Below are 17,145 nucleotides of genomic sequence, written 5' to 3' on the forward strand. Positions count from 1 at the left end.
CTTCCTCGAGTACATGTGGTCCGACCGACTCGGTCGCCTCAAGCAGGCGGCCGAGCGGGAGGAGCGGGCACAGGCCAGCACCCAGGACGGGAAGGACGCATCATGAACGGCGCAGAGGGCACAGCGATCGAGCAGACGCTGCACATCGACGCGCCACCCGAGACGGTCTGGCGGTTCTTCACCGACCCGGGGCGATTGGCGCAGTGGTGGGGCCCGGCCGTGCTCGACCCCCATCCTGGCGGCGAGATCCGGGTGCTGCTAGAGGATGGCCCACGCCCGGTGATGCGGGGCGAGTTTGTCGAACTCGTGCCTCACCACCGGGTTGTCTTCACCTTCGGCTGGGAGCCCACGGCCGGAGCTCCCGACATTCCACCCGGGTCCTCCCGAGTCGAAGTGACGCTCATCGAGAACGGCGGCGGCACCACGCTCACCCTTAGGCACAGCGGCCTGCCGCCCATACTCGAACACGAGATCCACGATGGCTGGGAGCATTTCCTGCGCCGTCTCGACCATGCGGCGGATCATGAGCGCCAGTGGCAGCTCGGAGCGGGCTTCCGCGTCTGACGAAGGCATCGTCCTTCCACGCGCGCCCGACTCTACGAGGACCAGCAACTACGTGAATCGCTCGCTGACACTGACACACCAACATCCTCAATTCGGCATGTGCGGACGCTTGGGGGACCGTCATGGTCAGAGTCGCGGCGGGTCCGAGCGACCCCGGGGTGAGCGCTCCGTGGTTCTCCGGTGGCGGCGCCTACGGTAGGGATGCGGACGGAACGTCGTTGATCTTCGATGATGTGCGCGGTGTGTGCTCTCCAGCGGATGCCAACCCGGGTGAACCGGTGCCAGCGCGGATCACCGCGGTGACCGCCGGTCGCAAACCGGGGTCCGTGTGCTCCGGGTGTGGTCCTGGGCTGGGAGAACAGGGGTCCGGGGAACGTGGGTGAACGTGGGCCACTCCCTGCCACCCCAGGTGAACCCCCAAGTCGCTAGACTAGGCCCTCGCGCCCCCGTAGCTCAGGGGATAGAGCAACGGTTTCCTAAACCGTGTGTCGCAGGTTCGAATCCTGCCGGGGGCACCTCGAAGATCGGCGAAAACGCCACCTGAGCTTGCGATATGCACATGCCTCGATAGATCGGCGGCGTGCAACCGTAGGCCACCGGAAGCCGCCGTTGTCGTAGGTCGCGGAGTGTGCGCGGATCTTGGACGTATCTGGCCAGGTCAGCCGCGGTGTCCGAGGCAAGATCCGGAATGGCGACCGTCATACGGGCCAGGTCACGCCGGTCAGGGCCTCATCGATCCGGCGTTGACGGTGGCCTCTTCCCCGTTGATGGAGAGTCCTTTCGATCGGCCAAGGTCAGTCGTCCCGGCCCCGGGCCCCCACGGGTCTGACCGCACGGGCCGCTTCGATTCGCGGCGCACGACGGCCTGGACGACCTCACGGGAACAGCCGACCTGCCGCCCGATCTCTCCGGCTAGGCTGTAGCGCGTGCAGGAACCCGGCGAGCGCCTCATCTTGTAGTGCTTGCGGATTGTCCGTGAGCGCCGTCCAGGCTGGCGGAATGTGCCTGATATTCACCAGCCCACTTCGGGCTCGCCCATCACCTGGCCTCCTATTGCTGCCGCAAGGTCATACGCGAGCTGGGGTCTTGCCGGGTGGACGTGTACGTAGAGACTGTGGCTGGGCGGCGCTGGGGCGTGCCACAGTTCGATGCCGTTGACGGCGAGTTCGAATCCGCATCGGTTGTGTTCGCTCGGCCAGCACGTGTGCCACGAGATCGATGCAGGGTCCGTGTTCGCCGCTGCTAGGACGGTGTCTGCCAAGGTGTTCGGCAGCGGGTATTCGGATGTGGAGACCTCAGCGCTGATCGGTGGCACGTGACGGAATGCTGCCACGACCTCGGTCGTCATGTCCGTGATGAGGTACGCGCTGCCGTCACGGCCCAGTATCGGTCGGTGCCGTGGCGGTAGGTGTGGCTCCAGAGTGTTGCTTACCTGACCGTACAAGTGCGCCGGGACGGATAGTGACACGAATGCGGGGCCGATGCCGAGGTACCGGTTCAGGTCATGAGTGCTGGTCTCTGCGTGGGTGCTGACTCTTTGCGGGCAGCGGCAGTCGGTCGACGTGTGAACCAGCAGACGCCGAGCCATCGCATACGCTGCGTCAAGGTCATCACTGGTATGAATCCGGTAGACGGCCGAGTTCCCCATGGCGCGCAGTCTGCCAGCCGGAGCACGGACGTCCGAAGCGCATTCTTGGCGCGCACCAGTCCGAGCCCTGCACGTGGACGCGATACCGCTGCGGCACGATGGTCCTCTCCACCGCCGCTCCGTGCGTCACGCACGTCCTGAACCCGCCGATCACGCAGGTCCCGAGACCGGACAACCGGCTGCCAGCCGAACTTGTACGTCTTCAAGACGGCCCTGAACGGGCCGCACGCGCCGCCGCTCGGCGGCTCGCGGTCCGTGAGTGGGTGAGGTGGGGGAGTCATCCCGCCCACCGTCGACCTGGGCGAGCCGAGCAGACCGCCGCCCGGCCCGCCAGCGTGCGTACGAGCCGTCAAGGCCGTCTTGAGGTGGCGGGCCGGGTTAAGGCCCCGCTCCCCAGGAGGGCGGGTCGACGGCAGCCGGTAGGCAGTAGGGCTTCCAGTGATGGGCCAAGCTCAGTTGAACCCGGGAAGCCGATGAAGATCGCCATCGTCATCCTGAGGTTGCGGCGGCAGGATCGATGCGAGCTCTTCATCGATTTCCAAGTCATAGGCTTGGGCCAGGATGGCGATGTGGATGCCCATCATGCTGCGAAGATCGCCGAGAGCAAGCGAGAATGGGTCCGGCTGTCCGTAACGCTCTCCGTAGCTAAGGTATCTGCCGTGTGGCCCTGCTGCTTCGACGAATCGCCTGCAAGCGGCGCGCATGGCCCGGAGGTTTTCGAAAAGATCGCTCTTGGGCTTAACCAGATTGAGTTGTTCGGTGAGGAAGGTTCTGATCTGGAGCGCCGAGGAAATGCAGTGACTCTCGTCTCGTCGATGTTGCTGGCCGAAAAGAAGTCGACGGTCTTCAAGGAAGAGCAGGACCCGTCGAGCGACGTCCTTGTCGCCTTCGGTCTTCTGCCACTGAGCGCCGAATCCTCCAGGGATCGATAGCCCGGTCAAGCGAATGCCCATGTCTCGATGGTCCCGTGCCGGTGCAAGGCGTGCCCGATGCGTGCCCGAGCCAGGGGCAACACCAACTGACAGTCGGCCGTCGGTTTGGCGGATCACCAGTACGCCGTCGAACGGACCCTTCGGGCTCCATCCCACCCAGCCCTTGACGTAGCGGCTTCGACGTAGGTGCCGTCGATGGACGAGCAGGACAGCGAGCTTACCTGTTGGGCCGACTGCCCACCGCAGAGGGCGTCGCGGCGGACCTGCGCGACTTTTTCAGTGATCCAGGCCGCCGGTCGGTTGACCTCAAGCGAGGTTGAGGTAGTCGGATGGGGGCATGCGTGCGATTCAGCTTCACGAGTTCGGTCCCCCCGGAAACCTGGTGCTCGACGACGTGCCCGACGTGTCGCCCGGCCCCGGCCAGGTCCGGATCGCGGTGTCGGCGAGCGGCGTGCACCTGCTCGACACGAGCCTGCGCCGGGGCGAGGCCGGCGGCCCGATGCCGCTGCCCGACCTGCCCACCATCCCCGGGCGGGAGGTCGCCGGCGTCGTCGACGACATGGGCGAGGGCGTCGACGGGTCGTGGCGCGGCAAGCGGGTCGTCGCGCACCTGGGCATGGTGCCGGGCGGGTACGCCGAGCAGGCGGTCACCTCGGTCGAGTCGCTCTACGTCGTACCGCAGAACCTGACCTGCGCCGAGGCGGTGGCGGCGGTCGGGACGGGCCGGACGGCGCTCGGGATCTTCGACCTGGAGACGCCGACGGCGGACGACGTCGTCTTCGTCCCGTCGGCGGCCGGTGGGGTGGGCTGGCTGCTGGTGCAGGCCGCGCGGACGACCGGTGCCACCGTGGTGGCGGCGGCGCGTGGCGCCGACCGGACGGCGGCGCTGCGCGACCTCGGCGCGGACATGGTGGTGGACTACGGGCTGCCGGACTGGACCGATCGGGTGCGGGAGCAGGTCGGCGGCCTGAGCCTGGTGTACGACGGGGTGGGCGGTGCGGTGGGTCGGTCGGCCCTGGAGCTGTTGAGGCCGGGCGGCCGGTTCATGATGTTCGGCTGGTCGGCCGGCGAGGCGACCCGGATCGGGACGGACGACGTCATCGGGCGCGGCCTGACCGTGGGCTGGCTGGGGCAGCGGATGCGTGCCCTGCCCGGCGGCATTCCGGCGCTGGCCGCCCGGTCGCTGGAGCTGGCCGGGAAGGGCTGGTGGCGCCCGTTGGTCACGACCTATCCGCTGGCTGACGCCGCGACGGCGCACGCCGACCTGGAGGGGCGCCGGGCGCTGGGCAAGGTGGTGCTGACCGTGGAGCGTTGACCGGGCACCCGGCCGCCCCGCCGACGACGCGCGGGGCGGCCGGGTGGGCGGTCGTCAGAGCGCGGCGCGGATCGCCTCGGCCAGCGTGGTCGGCTGCCGGCCGATCAGCTTCGCGAGGTCGTCGCTCTCGACGTCCAGGTCGCCCTGGGCGACGCCCCGGTCGCCGTCGGCGAGCACCTCCGCGTACGCCTGCGGCACGCCGGCGCCGGCGAGCACCTCGGCGTACTTCTCCACCGGGAGGTCGGTGTAGCCGACCTGGCGACCGGTCTGCCGGGACAGCTCCTCGGCCAGCTCGGTCATGGTGATCGGCGCGCCGGCCAGCTCGTACACCCGGTTGGCGTGGCCCTCGGTGGTGAGCACCGCCGCGGCGGCCTCCGCGTAGTCGGCGCGGGTGGCGGCGCCGATCCGGCCGTCGCCGGACGCGCCCACGACGCCGTGCTCCAGGTAGGTCGGGAGCTGCGGGAGGTAGTTCTCGACGTACCAGTTGTTGCGCAGGAGGACGTACGGCAGACCGGAGGAGAGGATCTCCTGCTCCGTCGCGCGGTGCTCGGTGGCGAGGATGAGGCTGGAGATGTCGGCCTTGGCGATGCTGGTGTAGACGACCAGCCCGACGCCGGCCTCCTTGGCGGCGTCGACGACGTTGCGGTGCTGCTGCACCCGCTGCCCGACCTCGCTGCCCGAGACGAACATCAGCTTCTCGGCCCCGGCGAGGGCGGCGCGCAGCGAGCCGGGCTCGCTGTAGTCGGCCCGCCGCACTGTCACGCCGCGCGCGGCGAGGTCGGCCAGCCGGTCGGTGTCCCGGCCGAGCGCCACGACCTGCCCGGCGGGTACGCCCCGGCGCAGCAGCGAGTCGACGATCAGGCGGCCGAGGTGGCCGGTGGCGCCGGTGACGACGATGGACATGGGCACTCCTTGCGTACGTGCGGGAGGGTGTCTGACGTCATCGGCAACGGGAATGCCACCGCGATACTTCCCGTTGGAGAGTAGGCACCTTGAAGTGCGTGACTTACCGATGGAGAGTGCAGTGCACCCGAACGTCTACGCCCGCAACTGCGGCAGCCGGCAGGTGCTGGACCGGATCGGCGACCGGTGGAGCGTCCTGGTCGTGCTCACCCTCGCCGACGGCACGAAGCGCTACGGCGAGCTGGCCCAGCGGATCGAGGGGGTGAGTCAGAAGATGCTCACCCAGACCCTGCGGGCGCTGGAACGCGACGGCCTGGTGACCCGGACGGTGCACGCGAGCGTCCCGCCGCGGGTCGACTACGCGCTGACCGACCTCGGCCGCAGCCTGCTCGACCTGGTCGCCGGGCTCGAGTCCTGGGCCACCACCCACCTCGACGAGGTGGAGGCCACCCGCGCCCGCTACGACGCCGAGCCGCACTAGACCGCCGCACGGGGGCTCGGGCGTGTGTCGGGGCGGACGGCCGACGGCGCGGGCGACAGCCGGGAGTCGGTGTTTCGCCGGCGCCGCGAGAAAGGCCAGCCCACCGGGAAGGCCGGCCTCCGGATGTAACGAGATTCGCTGACAAGACGCTGCGCTTGTAGCCCGCGAATATTCCCACCTCCGGGAATAGGCTCCGCATATCGACGGCCGCCACCTGCGGCCATCGCGTACCGGGGTCGGACGCGGATCGAGGGGGCGCGTCCGGCGCCGGTGCCGCTTCTCGTTTCACACCGGAGGACCCTGTGCGTCGTACCGCGCTCTTCGCCACACTGACCACCGCGACGCTCGCCGCGGCCGTCCTCGCCGCCACACCGGCGTCCGCGATCAACACCTACAACGCCCTGCCCGCCCCGGAGCGCACCGAGGTCGGCGCCCTGATCGTGCAGTGGGACCGCGACGGCGATCCCGGCACGCCGGACGTCGTGGACTGGTACTGCTCCGGCACCATGATCGACCGCGACGTTTTCCTGACCGCGTCGCACTGCACCACCGACTGGTCGCCGGGCGCCCGCTTCTACGTCTCGCTCGCCCAGGACGTGGAGGCGGAGCTGGCCGCCGCGAAGGCCGCCGGGCTCAGCCCGGCGCAGGTGGCCGCCGCCGTCGGCGTCGAGGGCACCGAGCACGTCCACCCCGACTACCCGGGCAACTCCGCCGACTCGCACGACATCTCCGTGGTCACCCTCGACACCGCGCAGGCGGCCGAGCTGGACCGGCGCTGGGACTTCACCCCGGCCACCCTGCCGACGGCCGGCCAGCTCGGCGCGCTCGGCTCCCGGGCGCTCGACGCGGCCCGCTGGGAGGTCATGGGGTACGGCACGGCGGAGGCCCAGCGCGAGCCCGGCGGGCACGTCCACCCGGGCGGCGGGGTGCGGATGAAGGCGGAGGTCGGCTTCGCCGCGCTCAACAACACCTGGGTGCGGCTCGCCATGAACGAGAGCCGCGACTACGGCGGGGCCTGCTACGGCGACTCGGGCGGCCCGAACTTCGTCACCATCGGCGGGCAGCGGCTCCTCGCCGCCACGACGATCACCGGCGACGCCCCCTGCTACGCCACCAACGTCACCTACCGGCTGGACAGCGACAGCGCCCGCGACTTCCTGGACGACTTCGTCGACCTGCCCTGACGGCGGAACGCGGCGGCGGCCGGCGGGACCATCGCCGGCCGCCGCCGCGCGTCACCGCCCGGCCGCCCCCGTCGCCGCGGTGCCGGCCGCCGAGGCCGGCCGGTCCGGCTGCCGTGCCCGCTCGCCCGGCCGCCGCCCGACCCGGCCGGCCGGTCAGCCTTCGGGCAGCTGGGCGACCTTGGTGAGCACCTTGTCGATCAGGCCGTACTCGCGGGCCTGCTCGGCGGTGAACCACCGGTCCCGGTCCCAGTCCTGCTGGATCTCGTCGAGGGTGCGCCCGCTGTGCCGGGCGATCAGCTCCTGCATGGTCCGCTTCACGTGCAGCATGTTCTCGGCCTGGATGGTGATGTCCGCAGCCGTGCCGCCCATCCCGCCGGACGGCTGGTGCATCATGATCCGCGAGTGGGGCAGCGCGTAACGCTTCCCGGCCGTCCCGGCGCAGAGCAGGAACTGCCCCATCGAGCCGGCCAGGCCGAGCGCCAGGGTGGCCACGTCGTTCTTGACGTAGCGCATGGTGTCGTAGACGGCCATCCCCGCGCTCACCGAGCCGCCCGGCGAGTTGATGTAGAGGAAGATGTCCCGGTCCGCGTCCTCGGCGGCGAGCAGCAGGATCTGGGCGCAGATCCGGTTCGCCGACTCGTCGGTCACCTCGGTGCCGAGGAAGATGATCCGCTCCTTCAGCAGCCGGTTGAACACCTGGTCGTCGAAGGACGGATGCCCACCGTCCAACATGCGTACGCCCGTAGCGATCATCGCGCGTCCTCCCACAGTGCCGGCGGGCGACCGGAGGCGCCCGGGGGACCGGCCCCTTCAGACTGCCCGCTGGACGGCGCGTCGCCGTAACAATTCTGCCGGCGGCAGATCCGCTGAGGGCGGAAGCGGCCGGGCCTAGACGACCGCCAGCCGCCGTCGGCCCGACCGGCACCGTCCGCAGCCGAGAACGGCACTGGTACGCGGCCCGGGGCGACCGCCGCGCGCGGAGGCGGAGCGTCCGACCCGGACGGTCGGCCCGCCGGCCCGGGGCGCCAGGTGGAGCAGCGGCCCGCCGGTCCGGAGACCGACTCGGGCGACCGGCGTGGCGTCGGGGGCGTCCGCCCGCTCCGGCCCGGCCGGGTCTGGGCCGGCCGGAGCGACCGCGGCGGAGGCCAGTTCCGCCCGGGGCGCCGCCGGGATGCGCGGCTCGACGCGGCGCAGGTCGTCGCGTGCCTCCTCGAGCAGGTCCGACAGGTGGATGCCGAGCGCCCGGCAGATCGCCGCGAGCACCTCCGAAGAAGCTTCCTTCCGACCGCGTTCGACCTCGGACAGGTAGGGCACCGACACCCCGGCGGCCTCGGCCACCTCGCGCAGCGTGCGGCCCTGCCGCAGGCGGAGCCGGCGCAGCACCCCGCCGATCACTCGTCGCAGCAACGACATGCGGGCCTCACTCTCGTGGTCGCCGTCGGGGACACCCCCATCATGCCCTGTCCCGGCCCCGTGGACCGGCCCGGTCGGCGCGCCGCCGTACGGGCGCCGCCGCGGCGGACCAGCGCGTCCAGGTTGCCCGACCGCCGCCACCGCGGCATCCGGGTCCGGACGCCCGACCGGTTGCCCCGTCGGCGACCCCGCCGTGCGGATTCCCGTCGGGCCGCTATGTTGTGGGCGTGCAGGCGACGACGGAGTCGGGGCAGGTCATCAGGTGATCCACTTTCCCGCGCAGCGACGGGGCCCACTGAGCGCGCTGAGCCTCCGCCTTGCCGCCGCCATCGGCCTGGTCTTCGCCACCGTCGCCGTGGTCTACCTCGACCGGGACGGCTACCGCGACGTCAACGAGGACGGCATGACCCTCCTCGACTGCTTCTACTACACGGTGGTCACCCTCTCGACCACCGGCTACGGCGACGTCACCCCGGTCAGCCAGACGGCCCGGCTGGTCAACGTCGTCTACATCACGCCGGCCCGGGTGATCTTCCTGATCATCCTGGTCGGCACCACCCTGGAAGTGCTGACCGAGCAGTACCGCACCGGGCGCCGCCTGTCGCGGTGGAGGAGAGCCGTGAAGGACCACGTCATCATCTGCGGCTACGGCACGAAGGGCCGCAGCGCGGTCTCCGCCCTGCTGGAGAACGGGCTGGACAAGTCCCGGATCGTGGTGGTGGAACGCAGCGGCCCGGCCCTGCGGCAGGCCACCTCGGCCGGTTTGGTGGCGATCGAGGGATCGGCGACCCGCTCGTCCGTGCTGAACGAGGCGCACGTCCGCAACGCCAAGGCGGTGATCATCGCGACCGACAGCGACGACGCCTCGGTACTGGTGGCGCTGACCGTACGGCAGCTCACCGCCGGCCAGGTGCGGATCATCGCCGCCGCCCGCGAGGCGGAGAACGCCCCGCTGCTCAAGCAGAGCGGCGCGCACCACGTGATCGTCTCCTCGGCCACCGCCGGCCGGCTGCTGGGCCTGTCCACCTCGGCCCCGCCGCTGATCGACGTGGTGGAGGACCTGCTCACCCCCGGCCAGGGCATGGCGCTGGCGATGCGCTCCGCCGAGCGGGCCGAGGTGGGCCGCTCCCCCCGGGAGCTGGACTCGCTGGTCATCGCCCTGGTCCGGCGCGGCAAGGTGGTGACGCTGGCCGACAAGGCCGGCGCGGTCATCGAGACCGGCGACATGCTCGTCCACGTCCGCGACGACCGCCCTCAGGCGACCACCACGCCCTGACCGGCCCCGCGCCATCCGACACCGGGCGGGCTGTGCCGACCTCGCCGGCGGTCGTCCCTGGACGGCCGCCCCGGTCCGAGCCTTTGGGCTGACCAAGAATCGTCTTCGCGGATCTTTTTCCGCGCCGGCTCGTTTGCTACCGTTTGGCGGCTTGGAATCGCCGGTGAGCGTTATCGATCGCAGCCGACGCGCCGTCAATGGCACAGGCACGACGGGGGCTTCATCTTTCGCACGTGGGTTGACGCCCCGCGCGTCGATCGTCGTCTTCCCGTCCGGTCGGGAACACCTCCGCTGAGCCGTTCCGAGCACCTCGTTAATCGAACGACGGGAAATCAATCAGTGGCTGAAGTGGCAACATCCGCAGGAGCCAGGCGGCGTTGGTCGGCCGGCGTCGTCGGCCTCGCCCTCGCCGGTGCGGCGTTCGTCGCACCCGCTACCGTCGCTCAGGCCGCCCCCGCCGGGGACGGCGTGTACGACGCGGCCAGCGAGTCCGGGACCAGGAACCTGGACAGGCTGCCGAACCTGCACAAGGGCAAGCTGGAGCTGCCCTCGCCGGGCGCCAAGGGACCGCGGTTCCAGACCGGCACGGGTCCGTCGCCGCGCATCGTGAAGGGGGAGTTCGCCAGCGCGTCGGAGTTCCCCTACATCGTCGGCGTCGTGACCAGCTTCAAGTACGCCGGAGAGTTCTACTGGTACTGGTGCACCGGCACGATCATCGCCCCCAACAAGGTGCTGACGGCCGCGCACTGCACCGCCGACGGCCCGGGCACCACCCGTGTCATTGCCGGTAACGACCAACTGCTCGACAGCAACGGCAACATCCTCGGTGGCAGCGGGTTTGTCGCCGAGGTCGGTTCCACCTGGACCCACCAGAGCTGGAACATCAGCGCGGTCTACAACGACCCGACGATCCCGATCAAGCACGACGTCTCGGTGCTGACGCTCAAGCAGAACCTGCCCGGCGAGTACACGCCGGTGACGCTGAGCACGCAGGGCGACTCGACGCCGTACCAGGAGGGCACCAGCGCGGTCATCGCCGGCTACGGCGTGACCGACTCGGACGAGGAGAACCCGGACAGCCGCCTGCGCAAGGGGACCGTTCCCATGCGGTCCGACTCGGTCTGCAGCACCTACGGGTACGACCCGAACGCGATGACCTGCGCCGGGGCGGGCACGCCCAGCGTGCCGAGCACCGACACGTGCGGCGGCGACTCCGGCGGTCCGCTGATGGTCGGCGGCAAGCAGGTCGGCATCACCAGCTGGGGCTTCGAGCCGTGCGGCACGAGCCCGGGCTACTACGTCCGGCTGAACAACTACGTCAACACGGTCAAGGAGGACCTGACCCGTCCGCCGCTGATCAACGCCGACTGGGCCGGCGACGGTCACACCGACCTCATCGCCCGGGACACCGCCGGCAACCTCAAGCTCTTCGAGGGCGCCGGGTTCGCCAACAACGGGTACGGCGGCTTCTACTACGCGCCGAAGCAGCTCAACTCGGGCTGGGGCAGCTTCAAGCGGGTCTTCCGCGTCTACAACTGGAACGGCGACAAGCGGCCGTCCATCATGGCGATGAAGACCACCGGCGAGCTGTACATCTACAACACCGACGGGGCCGGCAACTTCGTCGGCGGCGGCAAGCTGATCGGCACCGGCTGGGCGAACTTCACCGCGCTCATGGTGACGAACAACTGGATGGGCAACAACCGCCCGAGCCTGCTGGTGCGCAAGTCCAACGGTGACCTCATCCGCTACACCAGCAACGGTGCGGGCGGCTGGGAGAACCCGGCGGGCACCCGGATCGGCACCGGCTGGAACGGGTTCAACCTGTTCCTCACGCCGGGCGCCTGGAAGGGCGACGGGCTTGAGGTGATCATCGGTCGCACCTCGACCGGTTACCTCAAGATGTACCAGTCCGACGGCAAGGGCGGCTGGACCAACCCGGCCGGCACCCAGATCGGCAGCGGCTGGGGTGGCTTCAAGAGCATCCTCACGCTGGGCGACTGGAACGGCGACAACATGATGGACATGCTGGGTGTCAACAGCAACAACCAGATGCGGCTCTACACGACCAATGGCAAGGGCCAGTGGATCGACGCGAGCGGCAAGGTGATCTCCAGCGGTTGGGGCAGCTACAACCTGATCTTCTGATCAGGGGAGCCACTCCCGCGTAATAACGGAATGGGGCCCGCAACCGGTCGGTTGCGGGCCCCATTTTCGTCCTGGCGTTGCGGCGGCCGGTCGCTCCCCCTCGCGGGGCGGCGACCGGCCGCGCCGGTCAGAGGATGGTCCAGGTGTCCCCGCTGGCGAGGAGACCGGCGAGCTGCTGCTCCGGGGTCTCGGTCACGGTCGCCCTCGCTGCGGCGAGCTGCCCCTGCACCACGCTGTCGTAGGACGGGCGGTCGACCGAGCGGAACACCCCGATCGGGGTGTTGCGCAGGTCGAGGCCGGGCAGCCGGGACAGCGCGAAGGCGTACGCCGGGTCGGTGACGGTCGCGTCGTGCACGACGATCTCCCCGGGGCTGACCGAGGCGGTCTCCCGGACCTCCAGGCCGAACCCGCCGGGCGGGTGCACGACGCAGAACTGCCCGTCCTTGCCGAACGTGATGGGCTGCCCGTGCTCCAGCCGGATCAGGTAGTCGTCCCGGGTGGCCGGCTCCTTGAGCTGGTCGAACGCCCCGTCGTTGAAGATGTTGCAGTTCTGGTAGATCTCCACGAACGCCGAGCCCTGGTGCTCCGCCGCGGCCCGCAGCACCGACTGGAGGTGCTTGCGGTCGGAGTCGATGGTGCGGCCCACGAAGGTGGCCTCGGCGCCGAGGGCGAGCGAGAGCGGGTTGAACGGGGCGTCGGCCGAGCCGGCCGGCGTCGACTTCGTGACCTTGCCGACCTCGGAGGTCGGCGAGTACTGCCCCTTGGTCAGGCCGTAGATCCGGTTGTTGAACAGCAGGATCTTCAGGTTGACGTTGCGGCGCAGCGCGTGGATCAGGTGGTTGCCGCCGATGGAGAGGGCGTCACCGTCGCCGGTGACCACCCAGACCGACAGGTCGGGACGGCTGGCCGACAGGCCGGTGGCGATCGCCGGGGCGCGGCCGTGGATCGAGTGCATCCCGTAGGTGTTCATGTAGTACGGGAAGCGGGACGAGCAGCCGATGCCGGAAACGAAGACGATCCGCTCGCGCGGGATGTTCAGCTCCGGCATGAACTGCTGGATCGCGGCGAGGATCGCGTAGTCGCCGCAGCCGGGGCACCAGCGCACCTCCTGGTCGGACTTGAAGTCCTTGGCGGTGAGCTTGAGGGCGACGGGCTCAGACATTCTTCAGGACCTCTTCCAGCATCGTCTCCAGCTCGTTGGCCGTGAACGGCAGGCCGCGGACCTGGTTGTAGCCGATCGCGTCGACCAGGTACTTGGCCCGGATCACGTGGGCGAGCTGGCCGAGGTTCATCTCGGGGATGACCACGCGGTCGTAGGAGCTCAGCACCGTGCCGAGGTTGGCCGGCATCGGGGCGAGGTGCCGCAGGTGCGCCTGGGCGATGGAGTGGCCGCGCTGGCGCAGGCCCCGGCAGGCCGCGCCGATCGGCCCGTACGTCGAGCCCCAGCCGAGCACCAGCACCCGGGCGTCACCGTTCGGGTCCTCGACCTCGACGTCCGGCACCGGGATCGTCTCGATCCGGGCCGCCCGGGTGCGCACCATGAAGTCGTGGTTCGCCGGGTCGTACGAGATGTCGCCGGTCTTGTCGGCCTTCTCCAGGCCGCCGATGCGGTGCTCGAGCCCGGCGGTGCCCGGGACGGCCCACGGCCGGGCCAGGGTCTCCGGGTCGCGCAGGTACGGCAGGAAGGTGGTGCCGTCCTCGCCGTTGGGCTTCGTGGCGAACTCGACCCGCAGGTCGGGCAGCGACTCGACGTCGGGCAGCAGCCACGGTTCGGAGCCGTTGGCGACGTAGTTGTCGGACAGCAGGATGACCGGGGTGCGGTAGGTCAGCGCGATCCGGGCCGCCTCGATGGCCGCGTGGAAGCAGTCCGCCGGCGAGCGCGGCGCGATGACCGCCACCGGGGCCTCGCCGTGGCGGCCGTAGAGCGCCATGTTGAGGTCGGCCTGCTCGGTCTTCGTGGGCATGCCCGTGGAGGGGCCGGCCCGCTGCACGTCGACGATCACCAGCGGCAGCTCCAGCGCCACGGCGAGGGAGATCGTCTCGCTCTTGAGCGCCACGCCCGGGCCGCTGGTCGTGGTGACGCCGAGTGAGCCGCCGTAGGACGCGCCCAGCGCCGCGCCGACCGCCGCGATCTCGTCCTCGGCCTGCATGGTGAGCACGCCGAAGCGCTTGTGCTTGCTCAGCTCGTGCAGGATGTCCGAGGCCGGGGTGATCGGGTAGGCGCCCAGGAAGACCGGCAGCCCGGAGCGCACGCCGGCCGCCACCAGCCCGAGCGACAGGGCCGCGTTGCCGGTGATGTTGCGGTAGGTGCCCGGCTGCATCTTCGCCGGTTTGACCTCGTAGCGGACCGCGAAGTCCTCGGTCGTCTCGCCGAAGTTCCAGCCGGCGCGGAACGCCGCGACGTTCGCCGCGACCAGCTCCGGGCGGGCGGCGAACTTGCGCTCCAGGAAACGCAGCGTCGACTCGTAGGGCCGGTTGTACATCCAGGAGAGCAGGCCGAGGGCGAACATGTTCTTCGCCCGCTCGGCGTCCTTCTTGGACACGTCGTGCTCGGCGAGCGCGCCGACCGTCATCGACGTCAGCGCCACCGGGTGCACCACGTAGCCGGCGAGCGTGTCGTCCTCGAGCGGGTTCGCCTGGTAACCGACCTTGGCCAGGTTGCGCTTGGTGAACTCGTCGGTGTTGACGATGATGTCCGCCCCGCGTGGCAGGTCGACGAGGTTGGCCTTGAGTGCCGCCGGGTTCATCGCCACCAGCACGTTCGGCGCGTCGCCGGGGGTCAGGATGTCGTAGTCGGCGAAGTGCACCTGGAAGCTCGACACGCCCGGCAGGGTGCCGGCGGGGGCCCGGATCTCCGCCGGGAAGTTCGGCAACGTGGAGATGTCGTTGCCCAGCTGCGCGGTCTCCGAGGTGAACCGGTCGCCGGTGAGCTGCATGCCGTCGCCGGAGTCGCCGGCGAACCGGATCACCACCCGGTCCAGTTGACGGATCTGCTTGGTCACGCCTGCACCTCGCTTCGCTGTGCGCGGTCGCGTGGGCGGCTGAACATGATGGTGACCTCGCCTAGCCCGGCCACGTGACCTCCTTGACGCACCGCTGCACCGGACCCGCGCGGGGCAGGCCCGGTCCGCCGTAGTTCCTCACCTGAGAGCCTACGTCGGATCGCCCTTCCAACTTTCTCGTAGGCCGCCCTCTGGGATGCGATCGGGCGGGGTTCCACACCGGTTTGCGGTGTTTCCGCCCGCCCGCCGTAATCCAGATCACCGGGGCACCCGTCGATCCGGGCCGGGCGACCGGCTTCCCCGGGTCAGTCCGTCGGCGCGGGCGCCGTCGTCGGCTCCGGCACCGGGGCCCCCAGCCGCCGCCGCAGGGAGGTGGTGGCCAGCGTGAGGGCCAGGACCACCAGCAGCGTGGAGACCACGATCAGGATGATCGCGGTCTGCCGCACCGACCCGCCCCCGCCGGCACGCAGGGCGGGGGCGTCGGCGGCCAGCACGCCCTGCGACCCGGTCGGCGCGGGCGGCGAGACCACCGGGGTGGCCAGGGCGGCGGCCGCGGTGATCCGGAAGCTCATCTGCATTTGCCGGGCCCGGCCGCTGCGCGGGTCGAGCTTGCCGAGCACCGCGCCGGCCAGCGGGGCGACCCGCTGGGCCTCGGGCGTCGCGGACACCGGCAGCCGCAGGTGGGCGGCGCGGCCCGCGGGGACCGTGCCCAGGTCGCAGCGGGTCCGCGTCGGGCCGGCGGCGGTGCAGCCCGCCGGGGGTGTCGGCACGGTCACCCCGGCCGGCAGGACCACCTCGATCCGGCCGTCGGCGTCCACCCGGCCGGTGTTGCCCAGGCGTACGTCGAGCCCGCTCGCCCCGCCGCTGATGTCGAAGGCGACCTCGCCGGCCTCCAGCCTGATCCCGGGCGCCGGCGGGCCGGGCGGGAAGAGCACGGCGAAGCCCTCGTCGTCGCGCGCCGGCTCCGCGCCGGGGGCGGTCGCGGTGACCTGAACGGAGCCGCTGATGGGCATCTGCCGCCAGGCGTCGCCGGCCACGCGTACGCGGATCAGGGTGCTGAACCGGGCGCCCGGCGCGCTCGTCCACTCGCCGCAGCGGTGTGCCCCGCCGCCGACGTGGGCGCAGCCCCGGGTGCCGGCGTCGGTCAGCCCGGCCGGGAGCGTGTAGGCGAGCCGGATCCGGGCGGGCGGCGCCCCGGTGTTGGTGACGGTCACCCGCAACGTGGCCACCGTGCTCGGCGCGTTCCAGTAGGCGGCGGTCAGGGTGATGTCGTCGGTGGTGACGCGGACCCCGGCCGGGGAAGCCGCCGGGCTGCCCGGGGCGGGCGCGCTCGGGCGCACCGGCGGCGCCGACGGTGCCGTCGGCGGCGCGCTGAGGGTCGGTGCGGCGGTGGTCGGCGCCGGTCCCTCCGGGGCCGTGGACGTCGGGGTCGGCTCGGTCGTCCCGGCCGGCGGCGTGGACGCCGGTGGCGGAGAGGTGGTCGACGGCGCCTCGCTGGGCACCGGTCCGGTGTCCGTCGGGTCCGCCGTCGACGGCTCCGCGCCGGGCTCGCCGACCGGGTCCGTGGCGGCGGCGGCGACCCGGGCGGCGGTGGGGGCCGCAGCCGCCCAGCCCGGCACCGCGGCGACCGTGAGCCCGACCGCGAGGGAGATCGCCAGCAGGGGAGCCGTGCGCCGGTCACACGCCCGTCGGCCGGGCCGTACGTCCACGCGGGCCATCTGTCCTCCGTGACGATGAGTGAGGGTTCCTATGTTCGGCAACTGTTGTCCACTGGCACTAGTCCCGCCCGGAAACAAGTCCGTAACGCTCGGCCGGCCGCGCGGGGCGGTAGGCTGATCGACCGTGACCGGTTACCTGGGCTCGTACGCGACGCTCGGGCTCCTGCTGCTCGCCAGCGTCCTCTTCTTCGTTACGGCGTTCTCGGCCAATCGGGTGTTACGTCCTGCCCGTCCGGCCGATCCCTACGGCAAGCGGGCCAGCTACGAGTGCGGCCTCGACCCCGTTGGCGCCGACTGGGCGCAGATGCAGATCCGTTACTACGTGTACGCGTATCTCTACGTGTTGTTCGCCGTGGAGTCCGTGTTCCTCTTCCCCTGGGCGGTGGTCTTCGACCGGCCGGGGTTCGGGATGGTGACGGTCGTGGAGATGGCGGTCTTCGTCGCGGTGCTGGCGCTGGGCATCCTCTACGCCTGGCGGAAGAACATCCTGCGCTGGACCTGACCTGACCTGACCTGACCCGAGCCCGAGCCCGAGCCCGACCGGCCCGGGCGCCGGCGATC

The 17,145-nt window shown here is 70.9% G+C and carries 15 protein-coding genes and 1 tRNA gene; 8 read left to right on the forward strand and 8 right to left on the reverse strand.

Annotated features, from left to right (window positions below; translation table 11 throughout):
* The first annotated feature begins 102 nt into the window (after positions 1–102).
* Positions 103–564, forward strand: a complete 462-nt coding sequence (locus ACGF5C_RS16185) for an SRPBCC domain-containing protein (protein ID WP_393302239.1) — start codon at positions 103–105, stop codon at positions 562–564.
* Positions 565–1,006: 442 nt separating this feature from the next.
* Positions 1,007–1,079, forward strand: a tRNA-Arg gene (locus ACGF5C_RS16190).
* Positions 1,080–1,576: 497 nt separating this feature from the next.
* On the opposite strand, the gene ACGF5C_RS16195 is transcribed toward ACGF5C_RS16190, so the two are convergent.
* Complete coding sequence (locus ACGF5C_RS16195; RefSeq protein ID WP_393302242.1) at positions 1,577–1,912, reverse strand: hypothetical protein; 336 nt, start codon at positions 1,910–1,912, stop codon at positions 1,577–1,579.
* Between the two features lie 752 nt (positions 1,913–2,664).
* Positions 2,665–3,165 carry a DUF6650 family protein gene (locus tag ACGF5C_RS16200; RefSeq protein ID WP_393302245.1) on the reverse strand — a complete coding sequence of 167 codons (501 nt, stop codon included), beginning with the start codon at positions 3,163–3,165 and terminating at the stop codon, positions 2,665–2,667.
* A gap of 316 nt (positions 3,166–3,481) precedes the next feature.
* Between ACGF5C_RS16200 and ACGF5C_RS16205 the strand changes: the two genes are divergently transcribed.
* Positions 3,482–4,459, forward strand: a complete 978-nt coding sequence (locus tag ACGF5C_RS16205; RefSeq protein WP_393302248.1) for a zinc-binding dehydrogenase — start codon at positions 3,482–3,484, stop codon at positions 4,457–4,459.
* 54 nt (positions 4,460–4,513) lie between these two features.
* On the opposite strand, the gene ACGF5C_RS16210 is transcribed toward ACGF5C_RS16205, so the two are convergent.
* On the reverse strand, positions 4,514–5,362 hold the full coding sequence (locus ACGF5C_RS16210) for an SDR family oxidoreductase (RefSeq protein WP_393302251.1): 849 nt from the start codon (positions 5,360–5,362) through the stop codon (positions 4,514–4,516).
* 109 nt (positions 5,363–5,471) lie between these two features.
* On the opposite strand from ACGF5C_RS16210, the gene ACGF5C_RS16215 reads away from it, so the two are divergent.
* Positions 5,472–5,843, forward strand: coding sequence for a winged helix-turn-helix transcriptional regulator (locus ACGF5C_RS16215; RefSeq protein ID WP_393302750.1), 372 nt, complete (start codon positions 5,472–5,474; stop codon positions 5,841–5,843).
* A 302-nt stretch (positions 5,844–6,145) separates the two neighbouring features.
* Positions 6,146–7,027, forward strand: coding sequence for a trypsin-like serine protease (locus ACGF5C_RS16220; RefSeq protein WP_393302254.1), 882 nt, complete (start codon positions 6,146–6,148; stop codon positions 7,025–7,027).
* 153 nt (positions 7,028–7,180) lie between these two features.
* Here ACGF5C_RS16220 and ACGF5C_RS16225 read toward each other — a convergent pair whose 3' ends face one another.
* Together ACGF5C_RS16225 and ACGF5C_RS16230 are read right to left on the reverse strand one after the other, a co-directional pair.
* Entirely contained in the window at positions 7,181–7,780 is a 600-nt protein-coding gene (locus ACGF5C_RS16225) for an ATP-dependent Clp protease proteolytic subunit (RefSeq protein ID WP_357693953.1), read from the reverse strand.
* Between the two features lie 135 nt (positions 7,781–7,915).
* Complete coding sequence (locus tag ACGF5C_RS16230; RefSeq protein ID WP_393302258.1) at positions 7,916–8,440, reverse strand: helix-turn-helix domain-containing protein; 525 nt, start codon at positions 8,438–8,440, stop codon at positions 7,916–7,918.
* Between the two features lie 262 nt (positions 8,441–8,702).
* Here ACGF5C_RS16230 and ACGF5C_RS16235 point away from each other — a divergent pair, with 262 nt between their 5' ends.
* Both ACGF5C_RS16235 and ACGF5C_RS16240 read left to right on the forward strand, forming a co-directional pair.
* On the forward strand, positions 8,703–9,716 hold the full coding sequence (locus ACGF5C_RS16235) for an NAD-binding protein (RefSeq protein ID WP_350701536.1): 1,014 nt from the start codon (positions 8,703–8,705) through the stop codon (positions 9,714–9,716).
* A gap of 348 nt (positions 9,717–10,064) precedes the next feature.
* Positions 10,065–11,864, forward strand: a complete 1,800-nt coding sequence (locus tag ACGF5C_RS16240; RefSeq protein WP_393302262.1) for a trypsin-like serine protease — start codon at positions 10,065–10,067, stop codon at positions 11,862–11,864.
* Positions 11,865–11,991: 127 nt separating this feature from the next.
* On the opposite strand, the gene ACGF5C_RS16245 is transcribed toward ACGF5C_RS16240, so the two are convergent.
* The 3 genes from ACGF5C_RS16245 to ACGF5C_RS16255 form a co-directional block, all read right to left on the reverse strand.
* Positions 11,992–13,026: a 2-oxoacid:ferredoxin oxidoreductase subunit beta gene (locus ACGF5C_RS16245; protein ID WP_357693963.1), complete on the reverse strand. Its 1,035-nt coding sequence runs from the start codon at positions 13,024–13,026 to the stop codon at positions 11,992–11,994.
* Positions 13,019–14,866, reverse strand: coding sequence for a 2-oxoacid:acceptor oxidoreductase subunit alpha (locus tag ACGF5C_RS16250; protein WP_357457105.1), 1,848 nt, complete (start codon positions 14,864–14,866; stop codon positions 13,019–13,021). The genes ACGF5C_RS16245 and ACGF5C_RS16250 overlap by 8 nt, the downstream gene beginning before the upstream one ends.
* A 305-nt stretch (positions 14,867–15,171) precedes the next feature.
* A complete protein-coding gene (locus ACGF5C_RS16255) occupies positions 15,172–16,584 on the reverse strand; it encodes a hypothetical protein (protein WP_393302266.1) in 1,413 nt (470 codons plus the stop codon).
* A 124-nt stretch (positions 16,585–16,708) separates the two neighbouring features.
* Between ACGF5C_RS16255 and ndhC the strand changes: the two genes are divergently transcribed.
* Entirely contained in the window at positions 16,709–17,086 is a 378-nt protein-coding gene (ndhC, locus tag ACGF5C_RS16260; RefSeq protein ID WP_350678128.1) for an NADH-quinone oxidoreductase subunit A, read from the forward strand.
* Positions 17,087–17,145 lie beyond the last annotated feature (59 nt).

The organism is Micromonospora sp. NPDC047620 (assembly GCF_043205005.1).
GTDB lineage: Bacteria > Actinomycetota > Actinomycetes > Mycobacteriales > Micromonosporaceae > Micromonospora.